Below are 25,340 nucleotides of genomic sequence, written 5' to 3'. Positions count from 1 at the left end.
CGCGTCATGAGCGACCATCACGGCCATTCCCACGACCACGCCGGCCACGACCACCACGACCATGCCGCGCATGCCAGCACCAAGCGGCTCGGCATCGCGGCGGCCCTCACCGGCCTCTTCATGCTGGCGGAGATCGCGGGCGGTCTGATCTCCGGCTCGCTCGCGCTTCTCGCCGATGCCGGCCACATGTTCGTGGACTTCGCCGGCCTCGTCCTGGCCTTCGCCGCCGCGCGCCTCGCCCTTCGGCCGGCCGACGCCAAGCGGTCCTACGGCTACGACCGGTTCCAGATCCTCGTCGCCTATTCCAACGGCCTCGTGCTCTTCGGCATCACCGCCGTGATCGTCTACGAGGCGTGGCGGCGGTTCTCGGAGCCGGTCGAGATCCTCGCCGGCCCGATGCTGGTCGTCGCCGTCGCCGGTCTCCTCGTCAACGTCGCGGCCTTCTACGTGCTCCACGGGGGCGACAAGGAAGACCTCAACATGCGCGGCGCGCTGCTGCATGTCCTCGGCGACCTTCTCGGCTCCGTCGCCGCCATCGTGGCGTCGGTGGTGATCCTTGCCACCGGCTGGACGCAGATCGACCCGATCCTGTCCGTCCTCGTCTGCCTCCTGATCCTCGCCAACGCCTGGCGTCTGGTGCGGGAGTCCGCGCACGTGCTCCTGGAGGGTGCGCCGGCGGGCGTCGACGGCACGGAGGTCGGCCGCCACCTGCGCGCAGCGATCCCCGGCATCGAGGACGTGCACCACGTCCATGTCTGGATGATCACGCCGCGCCGCCGGGCGGCGACGCTTCATGTCTGCGTGCCGGAGGGCGCCGACGGGACGGCCGTGGTGCGCCGCGTGAAGGCGATGCTGAGCGACGACTTCCGGATCGACCACGCGACGGTGGAACTCGAGCACGGGCACTGCGCCGATGCGGGAACCGCCTGCGGCGGCGATCATGCCCATGACCACGCGAGCCATGATCACGGGCACCATCACCACGCCCACGGCGCCCACCCCCGTCCGGCCTGAGAGGATGAGAGCCGCTTGAGCCAGATCGCCCCCCGCCCCGACGCCGGCGCACCGCTTCTCGACGTCCGCGACCTGAAGGTCGCCTTCCACCAGAACGGCGAGACGAGCCTTGCCGTCAAAGGCGTGTCCTTTGCGATCCACAAGGGCGAGACGGTGGCGCTCGTCGGCGAATCAGGGTCGGGCAAGTCGGTCTCGGCGCTGTCGATCCTCAAGCTCCTCCCCTATCCGTCCGCCAGCCATCCCGGCGGCGCCGTGGTCTTCCAGGGGAAGGATCTCATCGCCGCCGACGACAAGGCGCTGCGCGGCGTGCGCGGCAACAAGATCTCGATGATCTTCCAGGAGCCGATGAGTTCGCTCAATCCGCTCCACACGATCGAGCGCCAGATCGGCGAGGTGATGAAGATCCATCGCGGCCTGTCCGACAGGGCCGCGCGCGAGCGCACCCTCGAGCTGCTCCATCAGGTCGGCATCCGCGAGCCCGAGAAGCGGCTCGGCTCCTATCCGCACCAGCTGTCGGGCGGCCAGCGGCAGCGCGTAATGATCGCCATGGCGCTCGCCAACGAGCCGGACCTCCTGATCGCCGACGAGCCGACCACCGCGCTCGACGTGACGGTGCAGGCGCAGATTCTCGAGCTCCTGAAACGGCTCCAGGCCGAGCGGGACATGGGCCTCCTCTTCATCACCCACGACCTCGGCATCGTCCGGCGCATCGCCGACCGGGTCTGCGTGATGTATCGCGGCGAGATCGTCGAGACCGGACCGACGGCGGAGATCTTCGCCAACCCGCAGCACGCCTACACCAAGCACCTTCTGGCGGCCGAGCCGAAGGGACGCCCGCCGGCCGCCAACGCCAACGCGCCGCTCGTCATGGAAGGCCGGGGCGTGAAGGTCTGGTTTCCCGTGCGCACGGGCCTCATGCGGCGCGTGAGCGACCATGTGAAGGCGGTGAACGGGATCGACGTCGCCGTGCGCGCCGGTCAGACGGTCGGCGTCGTCGGCGAATCCGGCTCGGGCAAGACGACGCTCGGCCTCGCGCTCTGCCGGATGATCGCGAGCGAGGGCGAGATCCGCTTCGACGGGACACGGATCGACACCAAGTCGTCGCGCGAGATGCGCGACTGGCGCGACCGCATCCAGATCGTGTTCCAGGACCCCTACGGCTCGCTCAGCCCCCGCATGCCCATCGCCGACATCGTGGCGGAAGGCCTGCAGGTGCATCAGCCGAAGCTCTCGAAGGCGGAGCGGGACGCGCGCGTCGTCTCCGCGCTCGAGGAGGTCGGCCTCGATCCCGCGACGCGCTTCCGCTACCCGCACGAGTTCTCCGGCGGCCAGCGCCAGCGCGTCGCCATCGCCCGCGCCATGGTGCTCAACCCGCGCTTCGTGATGCTGGACGAGCCGACCTCGGCGCTCGACATGAGCGTGCAGGCGCAGGTGGTCGATCTCCTGCGCGACCTTCAGCGCAAGCACGACCTCGCCTATCTCTTCATCAGCCACGACCTCAAGGTCGTGCGCGCGCTCGCCAACGAGGTGATCGTGATGCGCGGCGGCCAGGTGGTGGAGCGCGGCCCCTCGGAGGAGATCTTCGAGCGCCCGAAGACCGACTACACCAAGGCCCTGATGGCCGCCGCCTTCCGCATCGAGGCGGCCGGCGCGGCGGACGTCGCCCAGTGAGCGCCCCGACCTACCGCGCGCGGTTGGAGGACCAGCCGCTCGACTTCTCCGTCAGCGAGGAGCGGCGCGTGTTCGACGGGTTCCGCCCGCTCGACGTGCTCACGCTGACCCACGCGCCGCTGGCCGAGGCGCGGCGCGGGCGGGTGCGGCGCGAGATCGTGCGCGGCGGGCGCTGCGCCGTGGTGATCCCCTACGATCCGGCGCGGGACGCGATCGTCGTGATCCGCCAGTTCCGCGTCGGCGCCGCGCTCGCGACGCCTCACGCCGCGCCGCTGGAGCTGCCGGCCGGCGGCATCGACGAGGGCGAGGACCCCGCCGCCGGCGCCGCGCGCGAACTGGAGGAGGAGACGGGTCTCCGGCCGCGCGCGGTGGCGCACTGCTTCTCCGTCCTGTCGACGCCCGGGCTCACCGACGAACTGGCGATGGTGTTCCTGGCCATCGTCGATACCGCGCACCTCACCGGCCGGGGCGGCAAGGCCGACGAGGACGAGGACATCCTCGCCATCCCCGCCCCCTTCGACGCGCTGCTGGACGCGGTGGACCGGGGCGCCGTGCAGAACGGGTTCCTGGTCTGCGCGACGCACTGGTTCGCGCGCCACGGCCGTGCCCATGCCGCGCTTCTCGCCGATTCGATCCAAACGGACCCCGTCTCTTGAGCATCCTCCTTTCCGTCACCGGTTTCGACGCCACGCGCTGGATGGAGGCCCTCCTGGCGGCCGCGCCCGGCGAAACGGTGGTGCTGCGTCCCGCCAGCGCGGCCGACGAGAGCATCGACTACGCCGTGGTCTGGCGGCAGCCGCCCGGCGTGCTGTCGAACCTGCCGAACCTGCGCGCCGTGTTCTCGCTCGGCGCCGGCGTCGATCACATCCTGCAGGACAAGACGCTGCCGGACGTGCCGATCCTGCGCATCGTGGCCGACGACCTGACCCACCGCATGAGCGAATACGTCGTGTGGCGGGTGCTCGACCACCACCGGCGCGGCATGACCTACCGCGCGCAGCAGGCGGCGCGGATCTGGAACGAGCGGCGCCAGCCGGCGGCGTCCGAGATCGAGGTCGGCGTGCTCGGGCTCGGCGAACTCGGCCGCGACGCCGCATCCAAGCTCGGGACCCTCGGTTTCCGCGTCTCGGGCTGGAGCCGCCGCCCGAAGACGGTCGAAGGCGTCGAGTGCTTCCACGGCGAGGCCGGGCTCGACGCCGTGCTGTCGCGGGCGGACATCCTGGTCGTGCTCCTGCCGCTCACCGCGGAAACGCGGGGCATGATCGACGACGGCTTCCTGTCGCGGTTGAAGCGGGAGACGCCGCTCGGCACGCCCTCGCTGGTGAACGCGGGGCGCGGTGGCCTCCAGAAGGATTCCGCCATCCTGCGCGCGCTGAACGACGGGCGCCTGATGGAGGCTTCGCTCGACGTGTTCGAGCGCGAGCCGCTCGCCCCGGACAGCCCGCTCTGGCGCCATCCCCGCGTGTTCGTGACGCCGCACGCCGCCGCCTCGTCCGATCCGGCGGCGCTCGCACCGATCATCATGTCGCAGATCGCGGCGCACCGGCGCGGCGAGGCGCTCGGCAACGTGGTGGATCGCGGCGCCGGCTACTGACGCCTTAGCCGAGGCGCCGCCGCACCGTCACGGGCGAGCCCTTGGCGAGCGCCCGCCGCTCGGCCTCGGCCAGCGGTTCGGCCGCCGTCATCATGTGGTGGGCGTTGGCGTGGAGCAGCGTCTCCCCGTCCAGCATCACCCCGACATGGCCGCGCCAGAACACGAGGTCGCCTCGCTGCAAGGGCTCGTCCGCCCGGAGGGGACGCCCCAGCGACGCGGCCTGAAGATCGGTGTCGCGCGGCGCCTCGATGCCCGCAAAGCTCAAGGCTAGTTGCACGAGGCCCGAGCAGTCGATGCCCGAAGCCGACTTGCCGCCCCATAGGTAGGGCACCCCCCGCAACTCTTCCGCCACCGAAACGAAATCGGCGGTGCGGACATCGGCGGGTTCGAGATGCTGCACCACGACCGCGCCGAAGGGCAGCATCAGCGCATAGGTGGCGTTGTGGTCCTCGGCCTCGGCACGGACGCTGACGCGCGCGCCCAGCGTCAGCTCGCGCATCGGCGGGCGCTTGATGTCCGGGCCCGGGAAGACGAAGGTCCGGGGCACGCGCACCCGGTGGGTCGCCTCCGGCGGCGGCCCCGCGAGGATCGCCGCGGCCGGCATCCAGCCGACATAGCGGTCGCGCTCGAGCTGCACCCAGCACCAGCCCTCCGGCGTCTCCTCGAAGATCGTCACCGACTCTCCGTGCAGGGACTGCGTCTCCAGCGGGGCGTCGGGCGAGGGATGGCGGCGCAGGTCGGCCAGCGGCGCGTCGACGTGAGCGGGCTCGCCGCGCACGAAGCGGTCGGCCTCGACGCGCCCGCGCAGCCGCTCGTCGGCAAGGTCCGGGCGCGCGGCGTGGATGCGGCGGTCCAGCGCCACCGTCATCGGGCGAGCCCGCCTGCCTCGTCCACCAGCCGGTCGGCCATCTGCGACACGAAGAGGCTGCCCTCCACCGTGCGGCGCACGAGCACGTTGCGCAGGTCCTGCGGATCGCGCCGGCGCTCCAGGAGGTTGAGCCGCCCCATCGTGTCGAGGGCGCGCGTCACCACGGGCTTGGTGACCTTCAGCTTCTCGGCCAGCCCACGCACCGTATGGGGCGGCGGCTCCAGATAGACGGTCAGGAGGATCGCGGTCTGGCGGGTCGTCAGATCCGGTCCCGCCTCGTGCGTCTGCTTCAATGCGTTGCCGTGCAGCAGGCGCAGTGCCTGCGCCGGGCGGATCTCGATCGCCATCCCCGGTCCCCACCGAATCCGGCTCTCGTTTCGGAACCGGTCCGGTCACAGGACATGGGGATTGAGGCCGTTTCAAGAAGCCGGATAGCGCGCCCGCAGCACCCTGGCGAGCGCGCGGATGCCCTGCGCCTCGCCGCCGGCCGGGCCGGTCGGCCCCGCCTGCGGGCGCCATCCGTAGACGTCGAGATGCGCCCAGGTCTTCGCCCGGGCGACGAAGCCCTGCAGGAACAGCGCCGCGGTGACCGACCCGGCGAACCCGTCGGCCGTCACGTTGTTGACGTCGGCGATCTTGGAGGCGAGGTTCCGCGCGTAGGGCTTCCAGAGAGGCAGGCGCCAGAGCGGGTCGTGAACGGCGGACGCCGCGGCCGCGAGCTCGGCCGCGAAACCCTCGTCGTCGGTGAAGAAGGGCGGCAGGTCCGGGCCCAGCGCGACGCGCGCGGCCCCCGTGAGCGTCGCCATGTCGACCAGGATCTCGGGCGCCTCCTCGTCGGCAAGGCTCAGGGCGTCGGCGAGGATCAACCGCCCTTCCGCGTCCGTGTTGCCGATCTCCACCGTCTTGCCGTTGCGGCTCGGCAGCACGTCGCCGGGCCGGAAGGCGTTGCCGGCGATGGCGTTCTCGACCGCCGGGATCAGCACGCGCAGGCGCACCCGCAGCCCCTCGCCCATCACGATGCGGGCAAGCCCGAGCACGTTGGCCGCGCCGCCCATGTCCTTCTTCATCAGGAGCATGCCGGACGCGGGCTTGATGTCGAGACCGCCGGTATCGAAGGCGACGCCCTTACCCACCAGCGTCACGCGGGGCGCGTCCTCCGGACCCCAGCCGATGTCGATCAGGCGTGGAGCCACCGCGCTCGCACGGCCCACGGCGTGGATCATCGGGAAGCCGGCGGACAGAAGCTCGTCGCCCGCCGTCACCGAGACACTCGCCCCGTATTCGCGCGCCAGCGCCCGCGCGGCCGCCTCGATCCCGTCCGGCCCGAGATCGTTGGCGGGCGTGTTGACGAGGTCGCGCACCAGCGCGGCGGCGGCCGCCTCCAGGCGCACGCGCGCCTCGTCGGCACCCTCGGGCAGCGCCAGCCGCGGCCCGTCGTCGGCGGCCTTGGACCGGTAGCGGTCGAAGCGATAGGCGCCGAGCAGGAAGCCGAGCGCCGCCAGATCCGGGTCCAGCCCGTGGCCGGCGGCCAAGGCCCAGTCGCCGGCCGGCAGGCCGGTCGCCAGCGCGCCGGTGAGCAGCGACCGCTCCGCCGCGCCGGCGCCGGGTGCGCCGAGGCCGAGCGCGGCCGAGGCGAGCGCCCCGTCGGCGCCCGGCGCGAGAAGGACGCTGCCCGCTCCGCCCTTCCAGCCCGTCGCGCGGGCCCAGGACCCGAGCGCCTCCGGCAGCGCGGCGGTGTCGCCCTCGCCCGCGAGGTGGACGGGGCGTGCGGCGGAACCCGGGGGCAGGAGGCGGGATGTCATGGGCGATGGGTTCCTCGTGGCGCGCTCCGAAGGATTAAGGGAGCGGTAAGGTTAACGATTTATGGCTTGGCGACAGACTGCACAGCCGGATCGGGACCCATGCGCGCCATCGAACCTTTCAGCCGGTCCGCCGCCTCGCTTCACGAAGGGGCCTACGCCCGGCCGGCGCTTCGCGCAAGGCGGGCGGCGCTCGCCGGGGGCCTGGCCGCGCTGGCGGCGCTGGCCGGCTGCAACCAGACCTCGCGCATGCACACAGGGTCGATCGGCCCCTCCCCTGCGGCGTCCGCCTCGGCCACCGCCCTGCGCGGCGAGAAGCCGCTGTCCGAGATGTCGGCCGAGGAACTGGCCGGCGCGGTCCGGGCCTACGGCGCGCGCTACGACGGCAACCCGAAGGACAAGGACAACGGCCTCGCCTTCGCCTCGGCGCTCCAGATGACCGGCCGCAACGATCAGTCGCTCGCTGTGATGCAGCAGATGGCGATCGCCCATCCCAACGACCGCGACGTCCTGTCGGCCTACGGAAAGGCGCTGGCCGCCGCCGGCGATCTGCCCAAGGCGCTGGAGACCGTGCGCCGCGCCCAGACGCCGGACCGCCCCGACTGGCGCCTCCTTTCGGCCGAAGGCGCCATCCTCGACCAGCTCGGCCAGCCCCAGAAGGCGCGCGTCCTCTACGAGAAGGCGCTGGTGATCCAGCCGAGCGAGCCCTCGATCCTGTCGAACCTCGGCATGTCCTACCTTCTGGCCAACGATCTGCCGAAGGCCGAGAGCTACCTCTCGCGCGCCGTGGCCCAGCCCGGCGCCGACGCCCGCGTGCGCCAGAACCTGGCGCTGGTGATGGGCCTGCAGGGGCGGTTCGACGAGGCCGAGCGCACCGCCTCGGCCGTTCTCAGCCCCGAGGAGGCCAAGGCCAACGTCGTCTATCTGCGCCAGATGCTGTCGCAGAAGAACACCTGGTCCGAACTCGCCGCCGAGGACCGCGGCTGACGCACGCCCCGCCGCCTGAATGGAGGCGCGGCCGTCCGCCTAGCGAACGCTACGCGAACGGGCGACGTCGCGACGCATCCTTTGCGTCCGGACGTCACGGATCGGCCGGCGTAGGACCGGCCACACCCGCATCCTCCAGGGTCATCGCTTCACCGGTTGATGATCTGGATCGCGGCCGGGCCGATGATCACGGCGAAGAGAACCGGCAGGAAGAACAGGATCATCGGCACGGTGAGCTTGGGAGGCAGCGCGGCGGCCTTCTTCTCGGCCGCCATCATGCGCATGTCGCGGCTTTCCTGGGACATGGTGCGCAGCGCCACGCCGAGCGGCGTGCCATAGCGCTCGGCCTGGATCAGCGCGGTGGAGACGGAGCGCACCGATTCCATGCCGGTGCGGGCGACGAGGTTCTCGTAGGCCTGGCGCCGTTCCGGCAGATACGAGAGCTCGGCGCAGACCAGCACCAGTTCCTCCGCCAGTTCGATCGACTGGATGCCGATCTCGTCCGCGACGCGGCGGAACGCGGCCTCGATCGAATTGCCGGATTCGACGCAGATCAGGAGCAGGTCCAGAGCGTCCGGCCAGGCACGGTTGATCGACTGGCCGCGCTTGGTGGATCGGTTGCTGACGTAGAAGTTGGGCGCGTAGAACCCGGCATAGGCCGCCAGGATGCAGACGAACAGGCGCACGGGAAGCGTGTATCCCGCCATCAGCTTGAGGCCGAAGATGTAGAAGACAGCCAGCAGACCGAACACGAGCGGCAGGGTCACCCGGCAGAACAGGAACAGGGTGGTGGCCCGCTGCGAGCGCAGTCCCGCCACGCGCAGCTTGGCCAGCGTGGCCTCGTCCATCAGCGCGGTGCGCAGGTCCAGCCGCTCCACGACGCGGGCCGCGAACGACACGTCCTGCTCCTTGCGCAGGCCTCGGCCGCGCCCCAAGTCGCGCTCGCTCGCCAGGCGCGCGCGCTCTCTCGCGCGCAGTTCCTCGCGCTCCAGCGCCACGGCGCGCATCCGCGTCTTCATCTCGCGCCCTGTCAGCAGCGGCAGCGCCACCGAGACGAAGGTCGCGAACACGGCGACGGCCACCAGAAGGCCGAGCGCCGCCTGGCTCGATAGGCCGAGGAGGCTCAGAACTGCGTCCATGGGCGCTGCATCCTAGAGGGCCGCCGTCCGGGTGGCGCCGAGGCCACCGCGCGGCGTCAGAAGTCGAAGTTGATCATGTTGCGCATGACGACGATGCCGACCGACATCCAGATGCCCGCGCACACGAGAACCAGGTTGCCCGAGCTGGTGGTGAAGAGGATCGAGATGTAGTCGGGCGAGGTGAGGTAGACGAGGAAGCCGACGATGAACGGCAGAGCGCCGATGATGGCGCCGGATGCCTTGGCCTCCATGGACATCGCCTGGATCTTGCCCTTCATCCGCTTTCGCTCGCGAAGGACGCGCGACAGGTTGGACAGGGCCTCGCCGAGATTGCCGCCCGCCTGGCTCTGGATCGACACCACGATCGCGAAGAAGTTGGTCTCGGCCAGGGGCATGTTCTGGTAGAGCCGCTCCACCGCCTCGGTCATCGAGAGGCCCATCTGAAGCCCCTCCACCACGCGGGCGAACTCGGAGCGGACGGGTTCCGGCGTCTCGGCGGCCACCATGCGCAGCGTGTCGTTCAAGGGCAGGCCGGATCGGATGCCTCGCACCACCACGTCCACGGCATTGGCGAACTCGTCCACGAACTTCTTCTGCCGCCGCTTGCGCAGGAAGCCGAGGAGCCAGCGCGGCACGCCGAGGCCGCCCACGATGCCGATGCCGGCGGCCACCAGCAGCGGAGCGCCGCAGACGAGCGCCACGAGGGCCATCACGACGCCGAGCCCGACGCTGGCGAGCACGAAGGCGCGCATCGACAGCTTGAGCCCCGCCTGGACGATGCGCCTGTCGATCGTCGCGTTGCGGGCGTGGCGGGACTTGGCCTTCTGCTTGCTGTCGAGGTCGTCCAGGGACGACTGGATCGACTTGCGGCGCTTGGCCACCTCCTGCATGCGGTCGCGCGCCTGCCGCTTCGCGAGGGCATCGCTCTCGCTCTGCTTGTATTGGCCGAGGCGGCTTCGCGCGTTCTTCTCGACCTGGAGGCGGGGCTCCAGGATCGCATAGGTCAGGGCCCCGAGCGCGATCGTGGCGAGGGCGACGAACGCGATCGCGATCATGCGCCCGTCCCGCCCTTGACCTCGGCCGCATCGAGCGCGCGCGCGAGCCGCTGCTCCTCGCCGTAGTAGCGCGCGCGGTCCCAGAAGGCCGGGCGCCCGACGCCGGTGGATCGGTGGCGGCCCATCAGCCTACCGCGCGTGTCTTCGCCGAGGATGTCGTAGACGAAGAGGTCCTGCGTGGTGATGACGTCGCCCTCCATCCCCAGCACCTCGGTGATGTGGGTGATGCGGCGCGAGCCGTCGCGCAGGCGGGCCGCCTGCACGATCACGTCGATGGAGCCCGTGATGATCTCCTTGACCGTGCGCGACGGCAGGGAGAAGCCGCCCATGGCGATCATGGATTCGATACGGTTGAGGCACTCGCGCGGCGAGTTGGAGTGGATCGTTCCCATCGATCCGTCGTGGCCCGTGTTCATCGCCTGGAGGAGGTCGAAGACCTCGGGGCCGCGCACCTCGCCGACGATGATCCGCTCGGGGCGCATGCGCAGGCAGTTCTTGACGAGATCGCGCATGGTGATCTCGCCCTCGCCCTCGATGTTGGGCGGGCGGGTCTCGAGGCGCACGACATGGGGCTGCTGGAGCTGGAGCTCGGCCGAGTCCTCGCAGGTGATGATGCGCTCGTCCTCGTCGATGTAGCGCGTCAGGCAGTTGAGGAGCGTCGTCTTGCCCGAGCCCGTGCCGCCCGAGATCACGATGTTGCAGCGGACGCGACCGATGATCTGAAGGATTTCCGCGCCCTCTGGCGAGATCGCGCCGAAGTTCACGAGCTGATCCAGCGTCAGCTTGTCCTTCTTGAACTTGCGGATCGTCAGGACGGTGCCGTCGATGGCGAGCGGGGGCGCGATAACGTTGACGCGGCTGCCGTCGGGCAGGCGCGCGTCGCAGATCGGCGAGGATTCGTCGACGCGTCGCCCGACCTGGCTGACGATGCGCTGGCAGATGTTGAGGAGCTGCTGGTTGTCGCGGAAGCGGACGCCCGCCTCGTGCACCTTGCCGGCGACCTCGATGAAGGTCTGCCGGGCGCCGTTGACCATGATGTCGGCGATGTCGTCGCGCGCCAGCAGCGGCTCGAGCGGCCCGTAGCCGAGCACGTCGTTGCAGATGTCGGCCAGCAGGCTTTCCTGCTCGGCGATCGTCATCGCGAAGTTCTTGATCGCGATGATGTCGTTGACGATGTCGCGGATCTCCTCGCGCGCCGCTTCGGTTTCGAGCCGGGCGAGCTGCGACAGGTCGATCGTGTCGATCAGCGCGGCGAAGACCTTGCTCTTGGTCTCGTAGTAGCTGTCGGACCGGGGCTTGGCGGCGGTTGCGGATGCGGGCGGCGGCTCGGGGGCGCGGCGCGCCGGCGCGGGCGCCGCCGCCGCGACCGGAGCCGCGACCGGGGCGGGAGCCGCCGGGCGCGCGGGCGCCGGTGCCAGGGCGGCGGCCGGCATGGGAGCCTTGGCCGGGGTGTCGGGTCCGCGCTTTCCGAACATGTTTCCTCCGAACCTAGCGGCGGCGCATCAGGCCGAACAGGCCGGACCGCGCCGACTTCTGCGCCCGCTTGGCGGGGTTGCGCCCGGTCACCGCGTGGGCGATCTCGGCGAACGCCTCCACCGACGGATGCTTGGGCTCCGCCTCGCAGACCATCCGCCCCGTGTTGGCCGCCGTGCCGAACACGGCCGGGTCGAAGGCGATCGTCGCCAGCGGGGCGAGGCCCAGCGGCTCGGCGAACTCCTGCGGGTCGATCTCGGGGCGCTTGGGCATGCCGGTCTGGTTGAGCACGAGCCGCGGCGGCACGTCGTTCGGCCGCAGCCGCTTCAGCGTATCGACGAGGTTCTTGGCGTTGCGCAGGTTGGCGAGGTCCGGCGTCGCCACGATGACGATTTCGTCGATCCGCTGGAGCACGCTGCGCGTCCAGTCGTTCCAGGCATGGGGCAGGTCGAGCACCACCGAGGGCGTGCCGCGCTGGGCCGCCTCGATCAGCGGCGTGAAGGCCTCCGGCTCGAAGTCGTAGGTCCGCTCCAGCGTCGACGGGGCCGCCAGCAGCGACAGGTGGTCGGCGCACTTGGCCAGGAGGCGATCGAGGAACACCTCGTCCAGCCGGTCGGCCGAGAACACGGCCTCGGCGACACCCTGGGCGGGATCCTTGTCGAAGTTGATGTTGGCGGTGCCGAAGGGCAGGTCGAGGTCGGCCAGCACCACGTCGGAGGCGAACAGCTTGCCGATCGACCAGGCGACGTTGTGCGAGACGGTGGAGGAGCCGACGCCGCCCTTGGCGCCGACGAATCCGACCGAGCGGCCCAGCGGCGCCGCGTCCGGCGCGGCGAAGAGCTGCGACACGAGGCCCACGAGCTCGGACAGGGATATGGGGGCCAGCACGTATTCCGAGATGCCGCGCCGCGTCAGCTCGCGGTACAGGGACACGTCGTTGCAGTGGCCGACCACCACGACCTTCGAGCCGGGATCGCAGACTTCCGCGAGCGTGTCGAGCTCGGCCAGGAGCTCGGCCGGGGCGAACTGGGATTCCAGGATCACCAGGTTGGGCGTGGGCGCCGAAGCGTAGTGTTCGGCCGCGGCGCGGATGCCCCCGGTGTGGACGCGCAGATGCGCCTTGGACATGCGCCGATCGGCACCGGCGGCCTCGATCACGCCTGCGACCTCGGGCGTCTCGCAGAAGGCCTGGACCGAGATGCGCGGGATGGGTCGGAGCGCGTCGAGGCGCTCCCTCAGCGTCTCGTCGTCGAGATGGTAGGCGGTCTCGGAGAAGGGCGTGGATGACATGGACGGCACCTTCCTACCAGTCGTAGTTGGATTCGGTTCGGCTTCGTTCGGAGGCCGTCGCGTTGCCCTGCCGGTAGTCGCCGATCACTGTGGTCCGACGCTCGGCGTCGATCTCGCTCATGCCGCGCGGCCCGAGCAGGTCGCGCGGATCGGAGATCTGGGCGGCGAGGTTGGCCTGGCTGGCGCAGCCGAAGTTCTCGTAGTTGCGGTTCTGGTAGGTGTCGCCGAGATCCTTCGGCCACTGGCCGCACGGGTGGTCGAGTGCGGCTGTGAGCCCGTTGAAGGAGAGGCGGATCGGGAACGCCTCGCCGCCGGCGTCGACGTCGTACGAGGAGACGAGGATGCGCGAGTGCGGCACGCCTTCGCGGCCCAGCGCGCGCACCATGTCCTTGACCACCAGCCCCGCCGCGGCGGCGTTGCGCGTGCCGGCCGGGGTCTGGATGCGGATCACGGCGGCGCGGGAGGCGCGGAAGCGCGCGGCGAAGCTCTGCACCCGCGTGAGGTCGGCGTAGGTCAGTCGCGTCTCGGACGAGGCGACCAGGATGTCGAGGTCTTGCGTGGCCTCGCCGACGATGATCGGATGGCGGGCGCGGTAGTCGTCCGGCACGAAGTTCAACGAGGCGTCCGGGCGCTGCGCGCAGCCGGCGAGGCCGAGGGCGGCCAGGACGAAGCCGGCCGAGGCGAGGCGCCGGGCGGCGGAGGGGGTCGCGTGCGCTCTCATTTGTAGATGTATCCAACGGTGCCGTGGTAGCGGCTGGACGGAGGGGCGGATTCGGACCGGCCGTAGACGCGGTTGATGCGGCCGAGAAGGTTGCCGGAACCGTCCGAGGTGAAGGCCAGGTTGTCGTCGGGCCGCGCGAGGTCCTGACGCGCCACGGGCCGCACGAGGTAGGGCGTCACGATCACGACGAGCTCGGTCTCGTAGCGCTGGAAGTCGCGCGAGCGGAACAGCGTGCCGAGGATCGGGATCTTGGACAGGCCGGGATAGCCGGAGATCACCTGCCGCATCTCGTCGCGCACGAGGCCGGCGATCACCAGGCTGCCACCGGAGGGCAGCTCCACCGTGGTGTCGGCGAGGCGCTTGCGGATACCCACGAGATTGACGCCCGGCGCGATGCCGCCCGGAATGGCGTAAGGCGACTCGAAGGTCGGCTCGGACACGGAGGTGCGGATTTTCAGGCTGATGCGGCCAGGCGACAGGACCACTGGGGTGAAGTCGAGGCCGATGCCGTAGTCGATCTCGCGGTGTTCGTACTCCACGCTGGCCGGCGTCGTGTCGTAGCCGACGATGTTGCCGGCGTTGTTGAGGATCGCCGTGCGCGTCTGCGCGGTCTCGCTCTTGCCGCTGGCGATCGAGAACTCGCCGCCAACCTTGAACGAGGCGCTCTCGCCCGAGATGGCCGTGAGGCTCGGCTCGGCCAGGGTGCGCATCACGCCCGCCTGCTCCAGCGCCTGGAGCTGGGCCGAGATGCCGTTGTCGCTGCTGCCGCCGTTCAGGAGGTTGAGGCCGGAGTTCGAGATCGCCTTGCCGAGGCCGAACGGGTTGTCGGTCGCGGCGGAGAAAGCGATGCCGTCGATCGAGGCGATGCCGATGCCGTCGATGCCGAGCTGCTTCACGATGGAGCGCTGTACCTCCGCCACGGTCACCTTGAGCGTGACCTGGTCCTCGCCCTGGATCTGGAGGAGGTTCACGATCTGGCTGCGCTGGAGGCTCGGGGCGATCTGCGAGACGGACGAGGAGGAAATGCTGGCCGACGTGCTCGAGGCCGACGCCGTCCTGACGTACTGGCCCGTGGTCGCCTCGCCGCCGCGCGTGAAGATCGTGGCGAGGTCCACGGCGCGTGCCGCGTCCTGCGCGTTCTGCACGGTTCCCGTCAGGATGACGTTGTCGTTCAGCATCTCCGCCTTGACGTCCGCGGTCGGGATGAAGCGGCGGATGGTGGCGGCCAGCCCCTCGATGTCGCGCTCGATCTTGAGGTCCAGGACGGCGATCTCGCGACCGGCCGCATCGAACACGAAGATGTTGGTCTGACCGACCCGCTTGCCGAAGAGATAGATCCGCCGGGGCGTGCGCGTGACCGCGTCGGCCACCGAGGGATCGGCCACCACTATGTCGTGGGCGTCGCGCGGCAGATCGACCACCTTGCTCTTGGCCAGGCCGAGCGGGATCGTCTGGTTGAGCCGGTGCACGGAGATGATGGCGTCGTTCGACGCGGCCAGCGCCATGTCCGGCGCGCCGGCCGCCAAGGCGGCCATGGCGACATGGGCCAGGGGTCGCAGGATGCGGTTGGCCATCGGTCAGTTCCCCGCGGTCAGGTTGGTCGTCTTGCCATAGCGGACGAGGCGGATTTCGTTGTGGCTCGGACCCTTCGCCTGCTCCAGCAGGAAGGCGGCGTAGCCGGGCGAGCCGGGTACGGAGTCGGACAGGGAGCGCAGCGACAGGACCAGCCGGTCCGCCATGCGCTGGGCCGCCGTCAGCGCCTCGGCCTGGTTGGGATCGACCTCCAGCGTCGCGGTGGAGCCGACGACCACCCGCTCGCCCTCCTTCTCCTCGATCGTCTGGTCGATGGCGAGGACGCGCAGGTTCTTCAGGACGGTCTGGGTGTCGAAGCTGGCGGGCTGTCCTTCGACGGTCGGACGCGCGCGCGTCATGATGACGTCGACATGGTCGTTCGGAAGGATGAAGCCGCCGGCGGAGGTATCGGGCGAGATCTGCACCGCGACGGCGCGGCTGCCCGTCGGCAGGATCGCGGACATGAAGCCGCGATCGGAGTGGATCAGCTTCGCCTCGCGGATCGGCTCGCCCGAGAAGAAGCTCTGGCGGGCGACCGTGCCCTTCAGCTCGTCGATGGCGTCGGGCCGCTTGTCGCGGCGGATCAGCGTCTCGGTGACGCCGTCCTCGGGCCACTTCATCCAGTCGAGCGCGCCGGCGGTGGCCGATCCCATGCCGATGTCCTTGGAGGCCACGAGGACCTCCACGAGCTTGATCGGCGGCTGGACGGGCTGCGCGGAGATGATGATCGGCTCGGGCGGTGCCTTGCCGAGGTTCAGTGCGAGCAAACCGGCCCCGACCGCAGCCACGGCTGCTACGCCGAAGATCGCCAAGCGGGCTGCCTGCATCCTCTCAACTCCTCTTGCGGTCTCGGGGAAATCGACCGATGAGGCGTTATGGAGGATAAATCCTCAAGGCATGGTTAACGCTTTGCTGACGCGGGCGGTCCGGGGTGAGGAACCGTAAACCGGACCGTCAGGCGGGCAGCGTCGCCAGCAGCGCCGGGACCGAGAGAAGCCCCCCGCCCGCGATGGCCACCCCATAGGGAATGCCGGTGTCGGCGCGCAGGAGCCTGTCCAGGGATGCCACGCCGGTGGTGGGCGCAAGGCACGTCCGGGCGAGAACGAAGGCCAGCGTCAGGACGCCGCCGAGGACCGAGGTCCAGACCAGGAAGGTCAGTAGCGTGGGCGTCGGGCCGAGCCACAACGCGGCCGCCGCCAGGAGCTTGGCGTCCCCGCCGCCCATCCAGCCGGCGGCGAAGCACCCGAAGGTGATGCACAGCATGGCGAGGCCCGCCGCGAGATGCACCCCGACGGATGGCAGGGGCCAGCCGGCGGCCAGGGCGAAGGCCGGGAACACCAGCGCCAGCGCCAGGACCAGCCGATTGGGGATCGTCATGGAGGCGAGGTCGGTGGCCGCGGCCAGGACCATGGCGATCGGAAACGCGAAAAGGAGGACCGCTGCCATGGAAACGGGTCCTCCTCTTCGTCGGGTCAGCTAACCTTCGTAGTGATATCGGTTAGTTCGGGCGGGCGCCGTCGAGCTCGGTGCCGATATAGGAGAAGGTGCTGCTCAGAGACGAACCGAGCGCGCTCGCGCCGGTGATGATGGCGATGCCGACGAGAGCGGCGATCAGACCGTATTCGATCGCGGTCGCGCCGGATTCGTTCTTGCGGAAACGCTTGATGAGCTTGAACATGGAAACTCCTGCCCGTTCGATGGAAACCAGTCCCGACGACCCGACATCGTCCGTCGTTCGGTATGTCCCACACTACCGGGAAGCGTTTTCCGCTGGCTTAAGGAACACCCTTAAGAAAGCGTGAAACCTTTCCCGCTCGCGCCATGGTGAAGGCATTGCAAACGAAGTGAGGCAACCTCTCCTTAATCATCGCGGCATTACGAATTGGACTGCCGGCATCTTGCGACCGGCGGAGTCTGTTCCATGCGTCACGTCGTTCTCGCAGCGGTCGTCCTTCTTGCCGGTCCCTCCGTCGCGCAGGCCGGAAGCACGGACGGCCTGACCGTGCCGATCGACCAGGCTCGGATCCTGCGCATCCCGCGACAGGCGGCCAGCGTGATCATCGGCAACCCCTCGATCGCCGACATCACGATCCACGATTCGCGCACGCTGGTGCTGACCGGGCGGTCCTACGGCGTGACCAACCTCGTGGTCCTCGACAACGACGGCGAGGTCATGCTGGACGACAGCGTTCTGGTTTCCAGCGTCGAGGACCACTCGGTGCGCGTGTATCGACAGGACGTGAGGACCACCTATTCCTGTTCGCCGATCTGCGCGCCGAAGGTCGTGATCGGCGACGACTTAGGCGCTTTCAGCGTGGCCGTGGACCAGGTCAAGCAGCACGACGGCCTGTCCCAGCCGGCCAACTGAGCGGCCCGCGCGCGGCCCGATCCGGGGCCGCCCAGGATCGGCCGCTTTCGTCGCCGAAGGGAGGCCCGCAAGAGGAGGGACGCTTGGCCCGCGCAATCCTGATCGTGCTCGACAGCTTCGGCATCGGCCACGCGCCGGACGCCGCCGACTTCGGCGACTCGGGCGCCGACACGTTCGGCCACATCCGTGCGGCCGCGCTCGCCGGTCGGGCCGACAGGGCGGGTCTGCGAAAGGGTCCGCTCGCCATCCCGCACCTCGAACGCCTCGGCCTTCTCGCCGCCGCCGGTCTCGACGACGGCCCGGCGCCCGCGGGGCTGCACGGCGCGGCCGAGGAGATCAGCCGCGGCAAGGACACCCCTTCCGGCCACTGGGAGATCGCGGGCGTGCCCGTGCGCTTCGACTGGGGCTACTTTCCGCACACCGTGCCCTGCCTGCCCTCCGCGCTCGTCGCCGCGATCGTGCGGGAGGCCGGTCTTCCCGGCATCCTCGGCGACCGACATGCGTCCGGCACCGAGATCATCGCGGCCGAGGGCGAGCGCAGCCTGCGCACCGGCATGCCGATCCTCTACACCTCCGCCGACAGCGTGCTGCAGATCGCCGCCCACGAGACCGCCTTCGGTCTCGACCGGCTCTACGCCCTGTGCGAGATCGCGCGCCGGCACGTCGACGCGCTCAACATCGGCCGCGTCATCGCCCGGCCGTTCCTCGGCGAAACCGCCGCCACCTTCCGGCGCACGGGCAACCGCCGCGACTACGCCGTTCCCCCGCCCGAGCCCACCCTTCTCGACCGCGCGCTGGCCGCCGGACGCCGGGTGACGGCGGTCGGCAAGATCGGCGACATCTTCGCCCATCGCGGCATCTCCGAGGTGCGCAAGGGCAACGGCAACATGGCCCTGTTCGACGCGCTTCTCGGCGCGGTGGACGAGGCGGGCGACGGCGACCTCGTGTTCGCCAACTTCGTGGACTTCGACAGCGTGCACGGCCATCGGCGCGACGTCGCCGGCTACGCGGCGGAGCTCGAGGCCTTCGACCGGCGCCTGCCCGAGCTGGCGGTGCGCCTCAGGGACGGGGACCTTGCGATCCTCACCGCCGACCACGGCTGCGATCCCACCTTCCCCGGCACCGACCACACGCGCGAGCGAGTGCCCGTGCTCGGCTTCGGGCCGGGCATCCGGCCGCGTTCGATCGGCACCCGCCCCACCTTCGCCGACATCGGCGAGAGCGTCGCCGCCCATCTCGGCCTGCCGCACGGCCCGCACGGGGCGAGCTTTCTGTAGACGCCCGGACCCCGCGACCTTGGCGGCGCGGGCCGCAGGCACTAGAGGCTTGGGGCAGACATCAGCCGAAGGGACATCCGCATGGACGGCGTCACCGTGATCGATCATCCGCTGGTCCAGCACAAGCTGACCCTGATGCGCAAACGCGAAACCTCGACCGCGAGCTTCCGCCGCCTGCTGCGCGAGATCTCGACGCTCCTGTGCTACGAGGTGACGCGCGACCTCGACATCACCACAGTCGAGATCGAGACGCCGATGGAGCCGATGACGGCGCCCATCCTGGAAGGCAAGAAGCTGGTCTTCGCCTCCATCCTGCGCGCCGGCAACGGGCTCCTGGAGGGCATGCTCGACCTGGTGCCCGCCGCGCGCGTCGCTCATGTCGGCCTGTATCGCGACCACGAGACGCTGCAGCCGGTGGAATACTACTTCAAAGCGCCGGAGGATCTGGAGAACCGCCTCATCATCGTGGTCGACCCGATGCTGGCCACGGCGAACTCGGCCACCGCCGCCATGGACATGCTGAAAAGCCGGGGCGCGCGCAACATCCGCTTCCTGTGCCTGCTCGCGGCGCCCGAGGGCATCCGACGCTTCCGCGACGCCCATCCCGACATTCCGGTCTTCACCGCCGCGATCGACCGGCAGCTCAACGAGAAGGGCTACATCGTGCCGGGCCTCGGCGACGCGGGCGACCGGATGTACGGCACCAAGTAGCCGCCGGCCCCCTGCCCCGCGCGAGGTTCGCGCGCCTCAACGCTTTGGCAACCCGGCTGGTTCAGGCTGGACCGGCGCGGCGCTTTCGGCGCGCCAGTCCCGGATGCCGGCCGATGTCCAAGCTCCTTCCCCTTCTCGTCGGCGCCACGGCGATCGCGCTCGTCTTCCCTTCCGCCTTCGAGCGCTACCGGGCCAACCTCGTCTCGGAGGGCGAGGTGGAGCGACTGGATTCGCCCCGACCCGTCGTGGAGGCTGCCCTGCCGCCGGCCACCGGCCGCACCGTCCGCCTCGAAGCGGGCGCCGACGGCCACTTCCGCACCCTCGCCCGGTTCGACGGGCGAAACGAGGACGTGATGATCGACACGGGCGCGACCTACGTGGCGCTCGGCGAGGACGCGGCACGGCGCCTCGGGCTGCGCGTCGGGCCATCCGACTTCGTGTACCGGGCGCAGACGGCGCAGGGGAGCGTGCGGGCCGCGCTCGCCAGCGTGCGGCGCCTGTCGATCGGCCCGGTGGAGCTGTTCGACGTCGACGTCATGGTGCTGCAGGGGCAAGGCCCCGGCACGACGCTCCTCGGCATGAGCTTCCTGAAGCGCCTCGCGCGCTTCCAGGCGGAAGGCGGACGGCTGACGCTGTCGCAGTAGACGCGCGTTCCCGTCCTGCCTTGCCTTCCGCTCCTTAGCCGGGAAACACTGCCCACGTTGATTCGGAGGGGAGATGGCGATGCGGAAGCGGATCGTGGGGACGGCGGGCGCGCGGGCGCGCAGCGGAACGGGAATCGCCTGCGCCCTGGCAGGCCTGGTGCTGGTTGCGGCGCCGAGCCGGGCGGCGGACTATCCGCATGCGCAGGAGCCGATCGGGACGGTCACGCAGGTCTACGAAGGCAAGCTCCTGCCCGACCAGGCGGTGTCGACCTTCCGCAACATCGACCGCCTGTTCCCGACGCGCACGATCGCGGCCGGCGGCACCGTGCGCGCGCTCCCCGCAGCCGAGACGCCGCTCGGCGAGGTCGTCTTCACCGAGGGAGACAAGACCTACGACCTCTTCGACGTGATGGCGCTGGACAGCTTCACCGCCATGATCGTGCTGAAGGACGGCAAGGTCGCGTTCGAGACATACCAGCGCGGCAACACGCCGGACACGCGCTGGATGTCGATGTCGGTGGCGAAGTCCATCACCTCGACGCTCGCCGCCATCGCCATCAAGGAGGGCAAGCTCTCCGGTCTCGACGCGCCGGTCACCGACCACGTGCCCGCCCTGAAGGGCAGCGCCTACGAGGGCGTCACCCTGCGCGACGTGCTGACGATGACCTCGGGCGTTCGCTGGAACGAGACCTATACCGACCCGGCCTCCGACCGGCGCGCGCTCCTGAAGGCGCAGGTCTCGCAGGAGCCGGGCTCCGCGATGAAGCTGATGGCGAGCCTGCCGCGCGCGGCCGAGCCCGGCACCGCCAACAACTACTCCACCGGCGAGACGCAGGTGCTCGGCGAGGTCGTGCGCGGCGCGGTCGGCAAGCCGCTGGCCGAGTACCTGTCGGAGAAGATCTGGGTGCCCTACGGCATGGAGGCGGACGCCAACTGGTGGCTGGATTCGCCGGACGGGCACGAGATCGGCGGCTCCGGCATCTCGGCGACGCTACGCGACTACGCCCGTTTCGGCCAGTTCTTCCTGGAGAACGGGACGATCGACGGCGCTTCGATCCTGCCGGACGGCTGGGTGCGGGAAGCCGCCGGCCCGACCGCGCTCGAGGACGGCTCCAAGCTCGACTACGGCTACATGTGGTGGACGGGCTGGACCGAGCCGTCGATCGCCGACGGCGCCTTCGCCGCGATCGGCATCCAGGGGCAGAACATCTACATCAATCCCAAGCGCGACGTCGTGATCGTCACCTTCGGCGCGCAGCCCAAACCCGTGGGCAAGGAGCCCGTGGATCCGCTGGTGTTCTTCGACGCAGTCGCCGCGGCGCTCGACTGAGGGTGGCCGGCGAGGGGCGGATCGGCTCTACCCCCCGTCCGCCGGCGCCAACGCCCAGGGGTTGAGCGTCTCGCCGGGATCGAGCGCCCGGCGCAGCGCCCGCATCAGCCGCCGCTCCTCGGGCGAGCGCAGCGTGTCGGCGAGCCCAGCCTTGGCCTGCCCGAGGCCGTGCTCGGCCGCGAAGCTGCCGCCCATCCCGGTCGCCAGCCGCGCGACGGCGAGCCCGATCTCGCCGGCCCTGCCGTCGAAGTCCGCCGCCCCTTCCGGGGGCGATAGGTTGTAGTGGACGTTGCCGTCCGCCAGATGGCCGAACGGGTTGACGCGCACGCCCGGCAGGAGGCGCTCGCACAGCGCACCGGCCGCCCGCAGGAACTCGGCGATCCGGCCGGGCGGCACGGCGACGTCGTGCTTGAGCTGCGCCCCTTCCAGCCGCTGGCCCTCCGGCTGCTCCTCGCGCAGCCGCCAGAAGGCCGCGCGCTGGGCCTGCGAGGCGGCGATCGTCCCGTCCAGCACGAGCCCCTCCCCCATGCCCCATTCGAGCGTGGCGGAGAGGATGTCCTCCAGCGGCATGCAGTCGGAGGCGCTGGCGACCTCCACCAGGAGGTAGCAGCCGCCCCGCGTCCCCAGCGGATAGGAGAGCGCCGGGATGTGGCGCAGCGCGAGTTCGAGCCCGATCTCGCTGAAGAATTCCAGTCCGGTGAGCACGTCCCCCGCCTCCGCCCGCAGCCGCGTGCCGAAGGCCACCGTGGCGGCCGCATCGGGCAGGACCAGGAGCGCCGTCGCGCGTTGGCGGGGCGCGGGATGGAGCTTCAGAACGGCGCGGGTGACGACGCCGAGCGTGCCTTCCGAGCCGCAGAACAGCCGGCGGAGCTGGTAGCCGGCATTGTCCTTCTGCACGGCCCGCAGGCCGTTCCAGACCGTGCCGTCGGCCAGCACAACCTCCAGCCCCAGCACGAGATCCTGCATCATGCCGAAACGGAAGGCGTGGCTGCCGCCGGCATTGGTGCCGATCAGGCCGCCGATTTGCGCGCTGCCCTCGGCGCCCAGGTGCATCGGGAACATCAGGCCGGACCCGTCCAGCGCCTCGTGCAACGCCTGGAGCACCAGCCCGGCCTCGACCTCGATCGAGCCGCTGGCCGCGTCGGGCTCGCCGCGCGCCGCCATCCGGGCGAGCGACAGGATCACGCCGCCCGGCGCGCCCAGCACCGCGCCGCCGCACAGGCCCGTATTTCCGCCCTGGGGCACCACCGGAACGCCGGCCGCATGGGCCGCCGCAAGCACGGCCGAGACCTCGGCCGTGGCGGCGGGCCGGGCGACGCCGAGCGGCGGCGCGCCGTAGCGGTCCAGCCAGTCGCGGGTCCACGGCCTTGCATCCGCCGCCGGGATCCAACCCTTGGGCCCGAGGATGTCCGAAAGCCGCTCGGCCAGCTCCGTCATGTCCGCATCTCCCGCAGCCGCCTCCGCGGCGATCCCGCCCACTGTCTAGTGGCCGAACCGGACCCTGGAAAGGGTCGCCCGCCGCGCCCTCACGCGGCCGGTCGCTCCGGCGGGTGGCCGAGCGCGTGGAGGATGCCGCGAAGCTCGGCCAGCCCGCGCATGCGGCCGGTGGCGGGATAGCCGGGCGTCACCGCCTTGTGGAGGTCGTCCAGCATGCGATGGCCGTGGTCGGAGCGGAAGACGATCGTCTCGCTCCTGCCGCGCTTGCCGTCCTCGGCCACCAGCTCGCGCAGCACGGCGACCATGTCGACGTCCCCCTCGAGATGCGCTGACTCGTGGAACGAGCGCGGGTCGGCCTCGCGCCGGGTGGCGCGCAGATGCGCGAAGTGGATGCGCGAGGCGAAGCGGCGGGCGATCCGGGGCAGGTCGTTGTCGGCCCGCACGCCGAGGCTGCCGGTGCAGTAGCACATGCCGTTGGCGGACGAGGGCACCGCGTCGAACAGCGCGGCGTAGTCCTTCTCGGTGGAGGCGACGCGCGGCAGGCCGAAGAGCGGGCGCGGGGGATCGTCCGGGTGCAGCGTCAGCTTGACCCCGAACGCCTCGGCGGCCGGCGTCACAGCCTCCAGGAACTCCACGAGATGGCGGCGAAGACGCGCCGCGTCGACGTCGCGATACTCGGCCAGCTTGTCGCGGAAACCGGGAATGGTCATCGGCTCGGTGGTGGAGCCCGGCAGCGCGCTGGCGATGTTGCGCGTGAGGGCGGCGATCTCGCCCTCGCCCATCGCCTCGAACCGGGCGCGGGCGCGCGCCTGCTCCTCGGGCGCGTAGTCGCGCTCTGCGCCGGGCCGCCGGAGGATGTGCAGCTCGAAGGCCGCGAAGGTCTCGAAGTCGAAGCGCATCGCCGTCGCGCCCGTGTCGGTCACGTGGTCGAGCTCGGTGCGGCACCAGTCGACCACCGGCATGAAGTTGTAGCAGACGATCCCGATGCCGGCCCGGGCGACGCTTTCCAGGCTGGCGATCCAGCCGTCGATCTCCGCCCGCGCGGCACCCCCCGTCCGCTTCACCGCATCGGGAATGGGGATGCTTTCCACGACCGACCAGCGCAGCGGCGCGCGGCCGGGCGGCGTCGTCTCGATCAGGTCGCGGCGCGCCTCCACGGCCGCCCGCGTCCAGACCTCGCCGATCGGAACCTCGTGCAGCGCCGAGACGACGTCGGTCGCCCCCACCTGCCGGACCTCGTCCAGCGTCACGTTGGCGTCCGGTCCGAACCATCTCCAGCCCTGGCGCATCGATACTCCCCTTCCCGGTCCCTGCAGGCCGTCGTCAGATGAAATAGTCGGGATGGCGCGCGCGGATCTCGGCGAGATCCGGGATCACGGCGCCGAGATGCCCCTCCATCGCCGTGCGGGCGCCGATGCGATCCCCTGCCGCGATGGCGCGCAGGATCGCCTCGTGCTCGACGACGACCTGCTCGGCGCGTCCGAGGATCGGCAGCGTCAGGCGCCGCGCGCGGTCGAGCTGCACCTTGGCCTGCAGGAGCAGCGTCCAGATGCCCGGATGGCCGGCGAGATCGGCGATCGCGGCGTGGAAGGCCTCGTCGGCCTCGTGGAACCCGTCGTTGTCGCCCACCGCGGCGCTCGCCTTCTGCCTGCGGATCGCGCGCTCCAAGGCGTCGAGGCGACCGGTGGCGACGCGCTCCGCCGCCTTGTCCACCGTGACGCCTTCCAGCGCCTTGCGGATCAGCACCGCTTCCGGGATGGCCCGCACCGGCACGCGCGAGACGAAGGTGCCGAACTGCGGCCGCACGTCCACCAGTCCGATCTCGGCGAGCCGGATCAGCGCCTCGCGCACCGGCGTGCGGCTGACGCCGAAACGATCCACCAGCCCACGGTCCGCCAGCGGCGTGCCCGGTGCGAGGCGGGCCGACACGATGTCCGCGCGCAGCGCCTCGAAGACTTGGGTGGCCGAGGTGAGGCGACGCGGCTGCGCGGCGACGGCTGGCTCCCGGTTCGGCGGGTCGAGAAACCTATCGGCCGTCATGGATGAGGCGAGAACAGCGAGACATCGTGGCATACTAGTATGCCAGTGCGACGACGGTGCCAAGGGCGACGCTGCGGAGACCGCCGTCGCTGGAACGACCGCGCGCCGCCGGTGCGCCGCGCGGCACAAGCCCGGAAAGACATCGGGGAACCCGGACGCGGGGCACGCCGTATTGGCGGAATGACGACCAGGAAAGACGACAAGCAGCCGGAGAGCCCACGTGACCGGCGCACCACCTTGCTGCTGCTGACGGCGGTGGTGGCGGGCGGCGGGTTCGCGACGATCGCGCTCGCGAAGGGCGCGTGGGACCTCGTCCAGCGCTACGGCGGGCTATGAGCCGGCGCGCCGGG

General features: G+C 70.7%; 26 protein-coding genes. 11 read left to right on the top strand and 15 right to left on the bottom strand.

Annotated features, from left to right (window positions below; all coding sequences use genetic code 11):
• Positions 1-6 precede the first annotated feature (6 nt).
• The 4 genes from D3218_RS11260 to D3218_RS11245 are packed head-to-tail and all read left to right on the top strand — an operon-like array spanning position 7 to position 4,279.
• On the top strand, positions 7-1,014 hold the full coding sequence (locus D3218_RS11260) for a cation diffusion facilitator family transporter (protein WP_119540168.1): 1,008 nt from the start codon (positions 7-9) through the stop codon (positions 1,012-1,014).
• 15 nt (positions 1,015-1,029) lie between these two features.
• The gene (locus tag D3218_RS11255; RefSeq protein ID WP_168990483.1) at positions 1,030-2,685 is read left to right on the top strand and encodes an ABC transporter ATP-binding protein; all 1,656 of its coding nucleotides are present in this window, start codon (positions 1,030-1,032) and stop codon (positions 2,683-2,685) included.
• Positions 2,682-3,341 (top strand): NUDIX domain-containing protein, encoded by a 660-nt coding sequence (locus D3218_RS11250; protein WP_119540167.1) that lies wholly within the window; start codon positions 2,682-2,684, stop codon positions 3,339-3,341. The genes D3218_RS11255 and D3218_RS11250 overlap by 4 nt, the downstream gene beginning before the upstream one ends.
• Before the next feature lie 41 nt (positions 3,342-3,382).
• Positions 3,383-4,279, top strand: coding sequence for a 2-hydroxyacid dehydrogenase (locus D3218_RS11245; protein ID WP_168990495.1), 897 nt, complete (start codon positions 3,383-3,385; stop codon positions 4,277-4,279).
• 4 nt (positions 4,280-4,283) lie between these two features.
• On the opposite strand, the gene D3218_RS11240 is transcribed toward D3218_RS11245, so the two are convergent.
• The 3 genes from D3218_RS11240 to D3218_RS11230 all read right to left on the bottom strand — a co-directional run bounded on the left by D3218_RS11240 (position 4,284) and on the right by D3218_RS11230 (position 6,949).
• The gene (locus D3218_RS11240) at positions 4,284-5,147 is read right to left on the bottom strand and encodes a C40 family peptidase (protein ID WP_119540165.1); all 864 of its coding nucleotides are present in this window, start codon (positions 5,145-5,147) and stop codon (positions 4,284-4,286) included.
• Positions 5,144-5,494, bottom strand: a complete 351-nt coding sequence (locus tag D3218_RS11235; protein ID WP_119540164.1) for a MarR family transcriptional regulator — start codon at positions 5,492-5,494, stop codon at positions 5,144-5,146. The genes D3218_RS11240 and D3218_RS11235 overlap by 4 nt, the downstream gene beginning before the upstream one ends.
• Before the next feature lie 72 nt (positions 5,495-5,566).
• Positions 5,567-6,949 carry a leucyl aminopeptidase family protein gene (locus D3218_RS11230; protein ID WP_119540163.1) on the bottom strand — a complete coding sequence of 461 codons (1,383 nt, stop codon included), beginning with the start codon at positions 6,947-6,949 and terminating at the stop codon, positions 5,567-5,569.
• A 99-nt stretch (positions 6,950-7,048) separates the two neighbouring features.
• Between D3218_RS11230 and D3218_RS11225 the strand changes: the two genes are divergently transcribed.
• Positions 7,049-7,933, top strand: coding sequence for a tetratricopeptide repeat protein (locus D3218_RS11225; RefSeq protein WP_245415008.1), 885 nt, complete (start codon positions 7,049-7,051; stop codon positions 7,931-7,933).
• Between the two features lie 149 nt (positions 7,934-8,082).
• Here D3218_RS11225 and D3218_RS11220 read toward each other — a convergent pair whose 3' ends face one another.
• The 9 genes from D3218_RS11220 to D3218_RS11180 all read right to left on the bottom strand — a co-directional run bounded on the left by D3218_RS11220 (position 8,083) and on the right by D3218_RS11180 (position 16,861).
• A complete protein-coding gene (locus D3218_RS11220; protein WP_119540162.1) occupies positions 8,083-9,072 on the bottom strand; it encodes a type II secretion system F family protein in 990 nt (329 codons plus the stop codon).
• A gap of 56 nt (positions 9,073-9,128) precedes the next feature.
• A complete protein-coding gene (locus D3218_RS11215; RefSeq protein WP_119540161.1) occupies positions 9,129-10,127 on the bottom strand; it encodes a type II secretion system F family protein in 999 nt (332 codons plus the stop codon).
• Positions 10,124-11,602: a TadA family conjugal transfer-associated ATPase gene (locus D3218_RS11210; protein ID WP_119540160.1), complete on the bottom strand. Its 1,479-nt coding sequence runs from the start codon at positions 11,600-11,602 to the stop codon at positions 10,124-10,126. The genes D3218_RS11215 and D3218_RS11210 overlap by 4 nt, the downstream gene beginning before the upstream one ends.
• A 13-nt stretch (positions 11,603-11,615) precedes the next feature.
• Entirely contained in the window at positions 11,616-12,890 is a 1,275-nt protein-coding gene (locus D3218_RS11205; protein WP_119540159.1) for a CpaE/TadZ family protein, read from the bottom strand.
• Between the two features lie 13 nt (positions 12,891-12,903).
• Entirely contained in the window at positions 12,904-13,611 is a 708-nt protein-coding gene (locus D3218_RS11200; RefSeq protein ID WP_119540158.1) for a CpaD family pilus assembly protein, read from the bottom strand.
• Complete coding sequence (locus D3218_RS11195; RefSeq protein ID WP_119540157.1) at positions 13,608-15,185, bottom strand: type II and III secretion system protein family protein; 1,578 nt, start codon at positions 15,183-15,185, stop codon at positions 13,608-13,610. The genes D3218_RS11200 and D3218_RS11195 overlap by 4 nt, the downstream gene beginning before the upstream one ends.
• Before the next feature lie 3 nt (positions 15,186-15,188).
• Positions 15,189-16,010, bottom strand: a complete 822-nt coding sequence (cpaB, locus tag D3218_RS11190; RefSeq protein ID WP_119540156.1) for a Flp pilus assembly protein CpaB — start codon at positions 16,008-16,010, stop codon at positions 15,189-15,191.
• A gap of 127 nt (positions 16,011-16,137) precedes the next feature.
• Complete coding sequence (locus tag D3218_RS11185; RefSeq protein ID WP_119540155.1) at positions 16,138-16,629, bottom strand: A24 family peptidase; 492 nt, start codon at positions 16,627-16,629, stop codon at positions 16,138-16,140.
• A 52-nt stretch (positions 16,630-16,681) separates the two neighbouring features.
• Complete coding sequence (locus D3218_RS11180; RefSeq protein ID WP_119540154.1) at positions 16,682-16,861, bottom strand: Flp family type IVb pilin; 180 nt, start codon at positions 16,859-16,861, stop codon at positions 16,682-16,684.
• 243 nt (positions 16,862-17,104) lie between these two features.
• On the opposite strand from D3218_RS11180, the gene D3218_RS11175 reads away from it, so the two are divergent.
• The 5 genes from D3218_RS11175 to D3218_RS11155 all read left to right on the top strand — a co-directional run bounded on the left by D3218_RS11175 (position 17,105) and on the right by D3218_RS11155 (position 21,513).
• Positions 17,105-17,551, top strand: a complete 447-nt coding sequence (locus D3218_RS11175; RefSeq protein WP_119540153.1) for a pilus assembly protein N-terminal domain-containing protein — start codon at positions 17,105-17,107, stop codon at positions 17,549-17,551.
• A gap of 83 nt (positions 17,552-17,634) precedes the next feature.
• Entirely contained in the window at positions 17,635-18,828 is a 1,194-nt protein-coding gene (locus D3218_RS11170) for a phosphopentomutase (protein ID WP_119540152.1), read from the top strand.
• Between the two features lie 81 nt (positions 18,829-18,909).
• On the top strand, positions 18,910-19,539 hold the full coding sequence (gene upp, locus D3218_RS11165; protein ID WP_119540151.1) for a uracil phosphoribosyltransferase: 630 nt from the start codon (positions 18,910-18,912) through the stop codon (positions 19,537-19,539).
• 113 nt (positions 19,540-19,652) lie between these two features.
• Entirely contained in the window at positions 19,653-20,183 is a 531-nt protein-coding gene (locus D3218_RS11160) for a retropepsin-like aspartic protease family protein (protein ID WP_119540150.1), read from the top strand.
• Positions 20,184-20,256: 73 nt separating this feature from the next.
• Positions 20,257-21,513, top strand: a complete 1,257-nt coding sequence (locus D3218_RS11155; protein WP_245415007.1) for a serine hydrolase domain-containing protein — start codon at positions 20,257-20,259, stop codon at positions 21,511-21,513.
• A 27-nt stretch (positions 21,514-21,540) separates the two neighbouring features.
• On the opposite strand, the gene D3218_RS11150 is transcribed toward D3218_RS11155, so the two are convergent.
• The 3 genes from D3218_RS11150 to D3218_RS11140 form a co-directional block, all read right to left on the bottom strand.
• A complete protein-coding gene (locus D3218_RS11150; protein WP_119540149.1) occupies positions 21,541-22,950 on the bottom strand; it encodes an FAD-binding oxidoreductase in 1,410 nt (469 codons plus the stop codon).
• Between the two features lie 89 nt (positions 22,951-23,039).
• Positions 23,040-24,239, bottom strand: a complete 1,200-nt coding sequence (gene uxuA / locus D3218_RS11145) for a mannonate dehydratase (protein WP_119540148.1) — start codon at positions 24,237-24,239, stop codon at positions 23,040-23,042.
• Positions 24,240-24,273: 34 nt separating this feature from the next.
• Positions 24,274-24,990, bottom strand: coding sequence for a GntR family transcriptional regulator (locus D3218_RS11140; protein ID WP_119540147.1), 717 nt, complete (start codon positions 24,988-24,990; stop codon positions 24,274-24,276).
• Between the two features lie 180 nt (positions 24,991-25,170).
• Between D3218_RS11140 and D3218_RS19730 the strand changes: the two genes are divergently transcribed.
• Positions 25,171-25,326 (top strand): hypothetical protein, encoded by a 156-nt coding sequence (locus D3218_RS19730; RefSeq protein WP_168990482.1) that lies wholly within the window; start codon positions 25,171-25,173, stop codon positions 25,324-25,326.
• Positions 25,327-25,340: the final 14 nt, after the last annotated feature.

It is taken from the genome of Aureimonas flava, assembly GCF_003583935.1.
Taxonomy (GTDB): Bacteria; Pseudomonadota; Alphaproteobacteria; order Rhizobiales; family Rhizobiaceae; genus Aureimonas; species Aureimonas flava.
Note: the sequence above shows the minus strand (reverse complement) of the source record. Positions and strands in the feature narration are given on the sequence as shown.

Coding starts and splice junctions, on each gene's coding strand:
- D3218_RS11260 (WP_119540168.1), top strand. CDS start 7: ATGAGCGACCATCACGGCCATTCCCACGACCACGCCGGCCACGACCAC.
- D3218_RS11245 (WP_168990495.1), top strand. CDS start 3,383: ATGGAGGCCCTCCTGGCGGCCGCGCCCGGCGAAACGGTGGTGCTGCGT.
- D3218_RS11240 (WP_119540165.1), bottom strand. CDS start 5,147: ATGACGGTGGCGCTGGACCGCCGCATCCACGCCGCGCGCCCGGACCTT.
- D3218_RS11235 (WP_119540164.1), bottom strand. CDS start 5,494: ATGGCGATCGAGATCCGCCCGGCGCAGGCACTGCGCCTGCTGCACGGC.
- D3218_RS11230 (WP_119540163.1), bottom strand. CDS start 6,949: ATGACATCCCGCCTCCTGCCCCCGGGTTCCGCCGCACGCCCCGTCCAC.
- D3218_RS11225 (WP_245415008.1), top strand. CDS start 7,049: ATGCGCGCCATCGAACCTTTCAGCCGGTCCGCCGCCTCGCTTCACGAA.
- D3218_RS11220 (WP_119540162.1), bottom strand. CDS start 9,072: ATGGACGCAGTTCTGAGCCTCCTCGGCCTATCGAGCCAGGCGGCGCTC.
- D3218_RS11215 (WP_119540161.1), bottom strand. CDS start 10,127: ATGATCGCGATCGCGTTCGTCGCCCTCGCCACGATCGCGCTCGGGGCC.
- D3218_RS11210 (WP_119540160.1), bottom strand. CDS start 11,602: ATGTTCGGAAAGCGCGGACCCGACACCCCGGCCAAGGCTCCCATGCCG.
- D3218_RS11205 (WP_119540159.1), bottom strand. CDS start 12,890: ATGTCATCCACGCCCTTCTCCGAGACCGCCTACCATCTCGACGACGAG.
- D3218_RS11200 (WP_119540158.1), bottom strand. CDS start 13,611: ATGAGAGCGCACGCGACCCCCTCCGCCGCCCGGCGCCTCGCCTCGGCC.
- D3218_RS11195 (WP_119540157.1), bottom strand. CDS start 15,185: ATGGCCAACCGCATCCTGCGACCCCTGGCCCATGTCGCCATGGCCGCC.
- cpaB (WP_119540156.1), bottom strand. CDS start 16,010: ATGCAGGCAGCCCGCTTGGCGATCTTCGGCGTAGCAGCCGTGGCTGCG.
- D3218_RS11185 (WP_119540155.1), bottom strand. CDS start 16,629: ATGGCAGCGGTCCTCCTTTTCGCGTTTCCGATCGCCATGGTCCTGGCC.
- D3218_RS11180 (WP_119540154.1), bottom strand. CDS start 16,861: ATGTTCAAGCTCATCAAGCGTTTCCGCAAGAACGAATCCGGCGCGACC.
- D3218_RS11175 (WP_119540153.1), top strand. CDS start 17,105: ATGCGTCACGTCGTTCTCGCAGCGGTCGTCCTTCTTGCCGGTCCCTCC.
- upp (WP_119540151.1), top strand. CDS start 18,910: ATGGACGGCGTCACCGTGATCGATCATCCGCTGGTCCAGCACAAGCTG.
- D3218_RS11160 (WP_119540150.1), top strand. CDS start 19,653: ATGTCCAAGCTCCTTCCCCTTCTCGTCGGCGCCACGGCGATCGCGCTC.
- D3218_RS11155 (WP_245415007.1), top strand. CDS start 20,257: ATGGCGATGCGGAAGCGGATCGTGGGGACGGCGGGCGCGCGGGCGCGC.
- D3218_RS11150 (WP_119540149.1), bottom strand. CDS start 22,950: ATGACGGAGCTGGCCGAGCGGCTTTCGGACATCCTCGGGCCCAAGGGT.
- uxuA (WP_119540148.1), bottom strand. CDS start 24,239: ATGCGCCAGGGCTGGAGATGGTTCGGACCGGACGCCAACGTGACGCTG.
- D3218_RS11140 (WP_119540147.1), bottom strand. CDS start 24,990: ATGACGGCCGATAGGTTTCTCGACCCGCCGAACCGGGAGCCAGCCGTC.
- D3218_RS19730 (WP_168990482.1), top strand. CDS start 25,171: ATGACGACCAGGAAAGACGACAAGCAGCCGGAGAGCCCACGTGACCGG.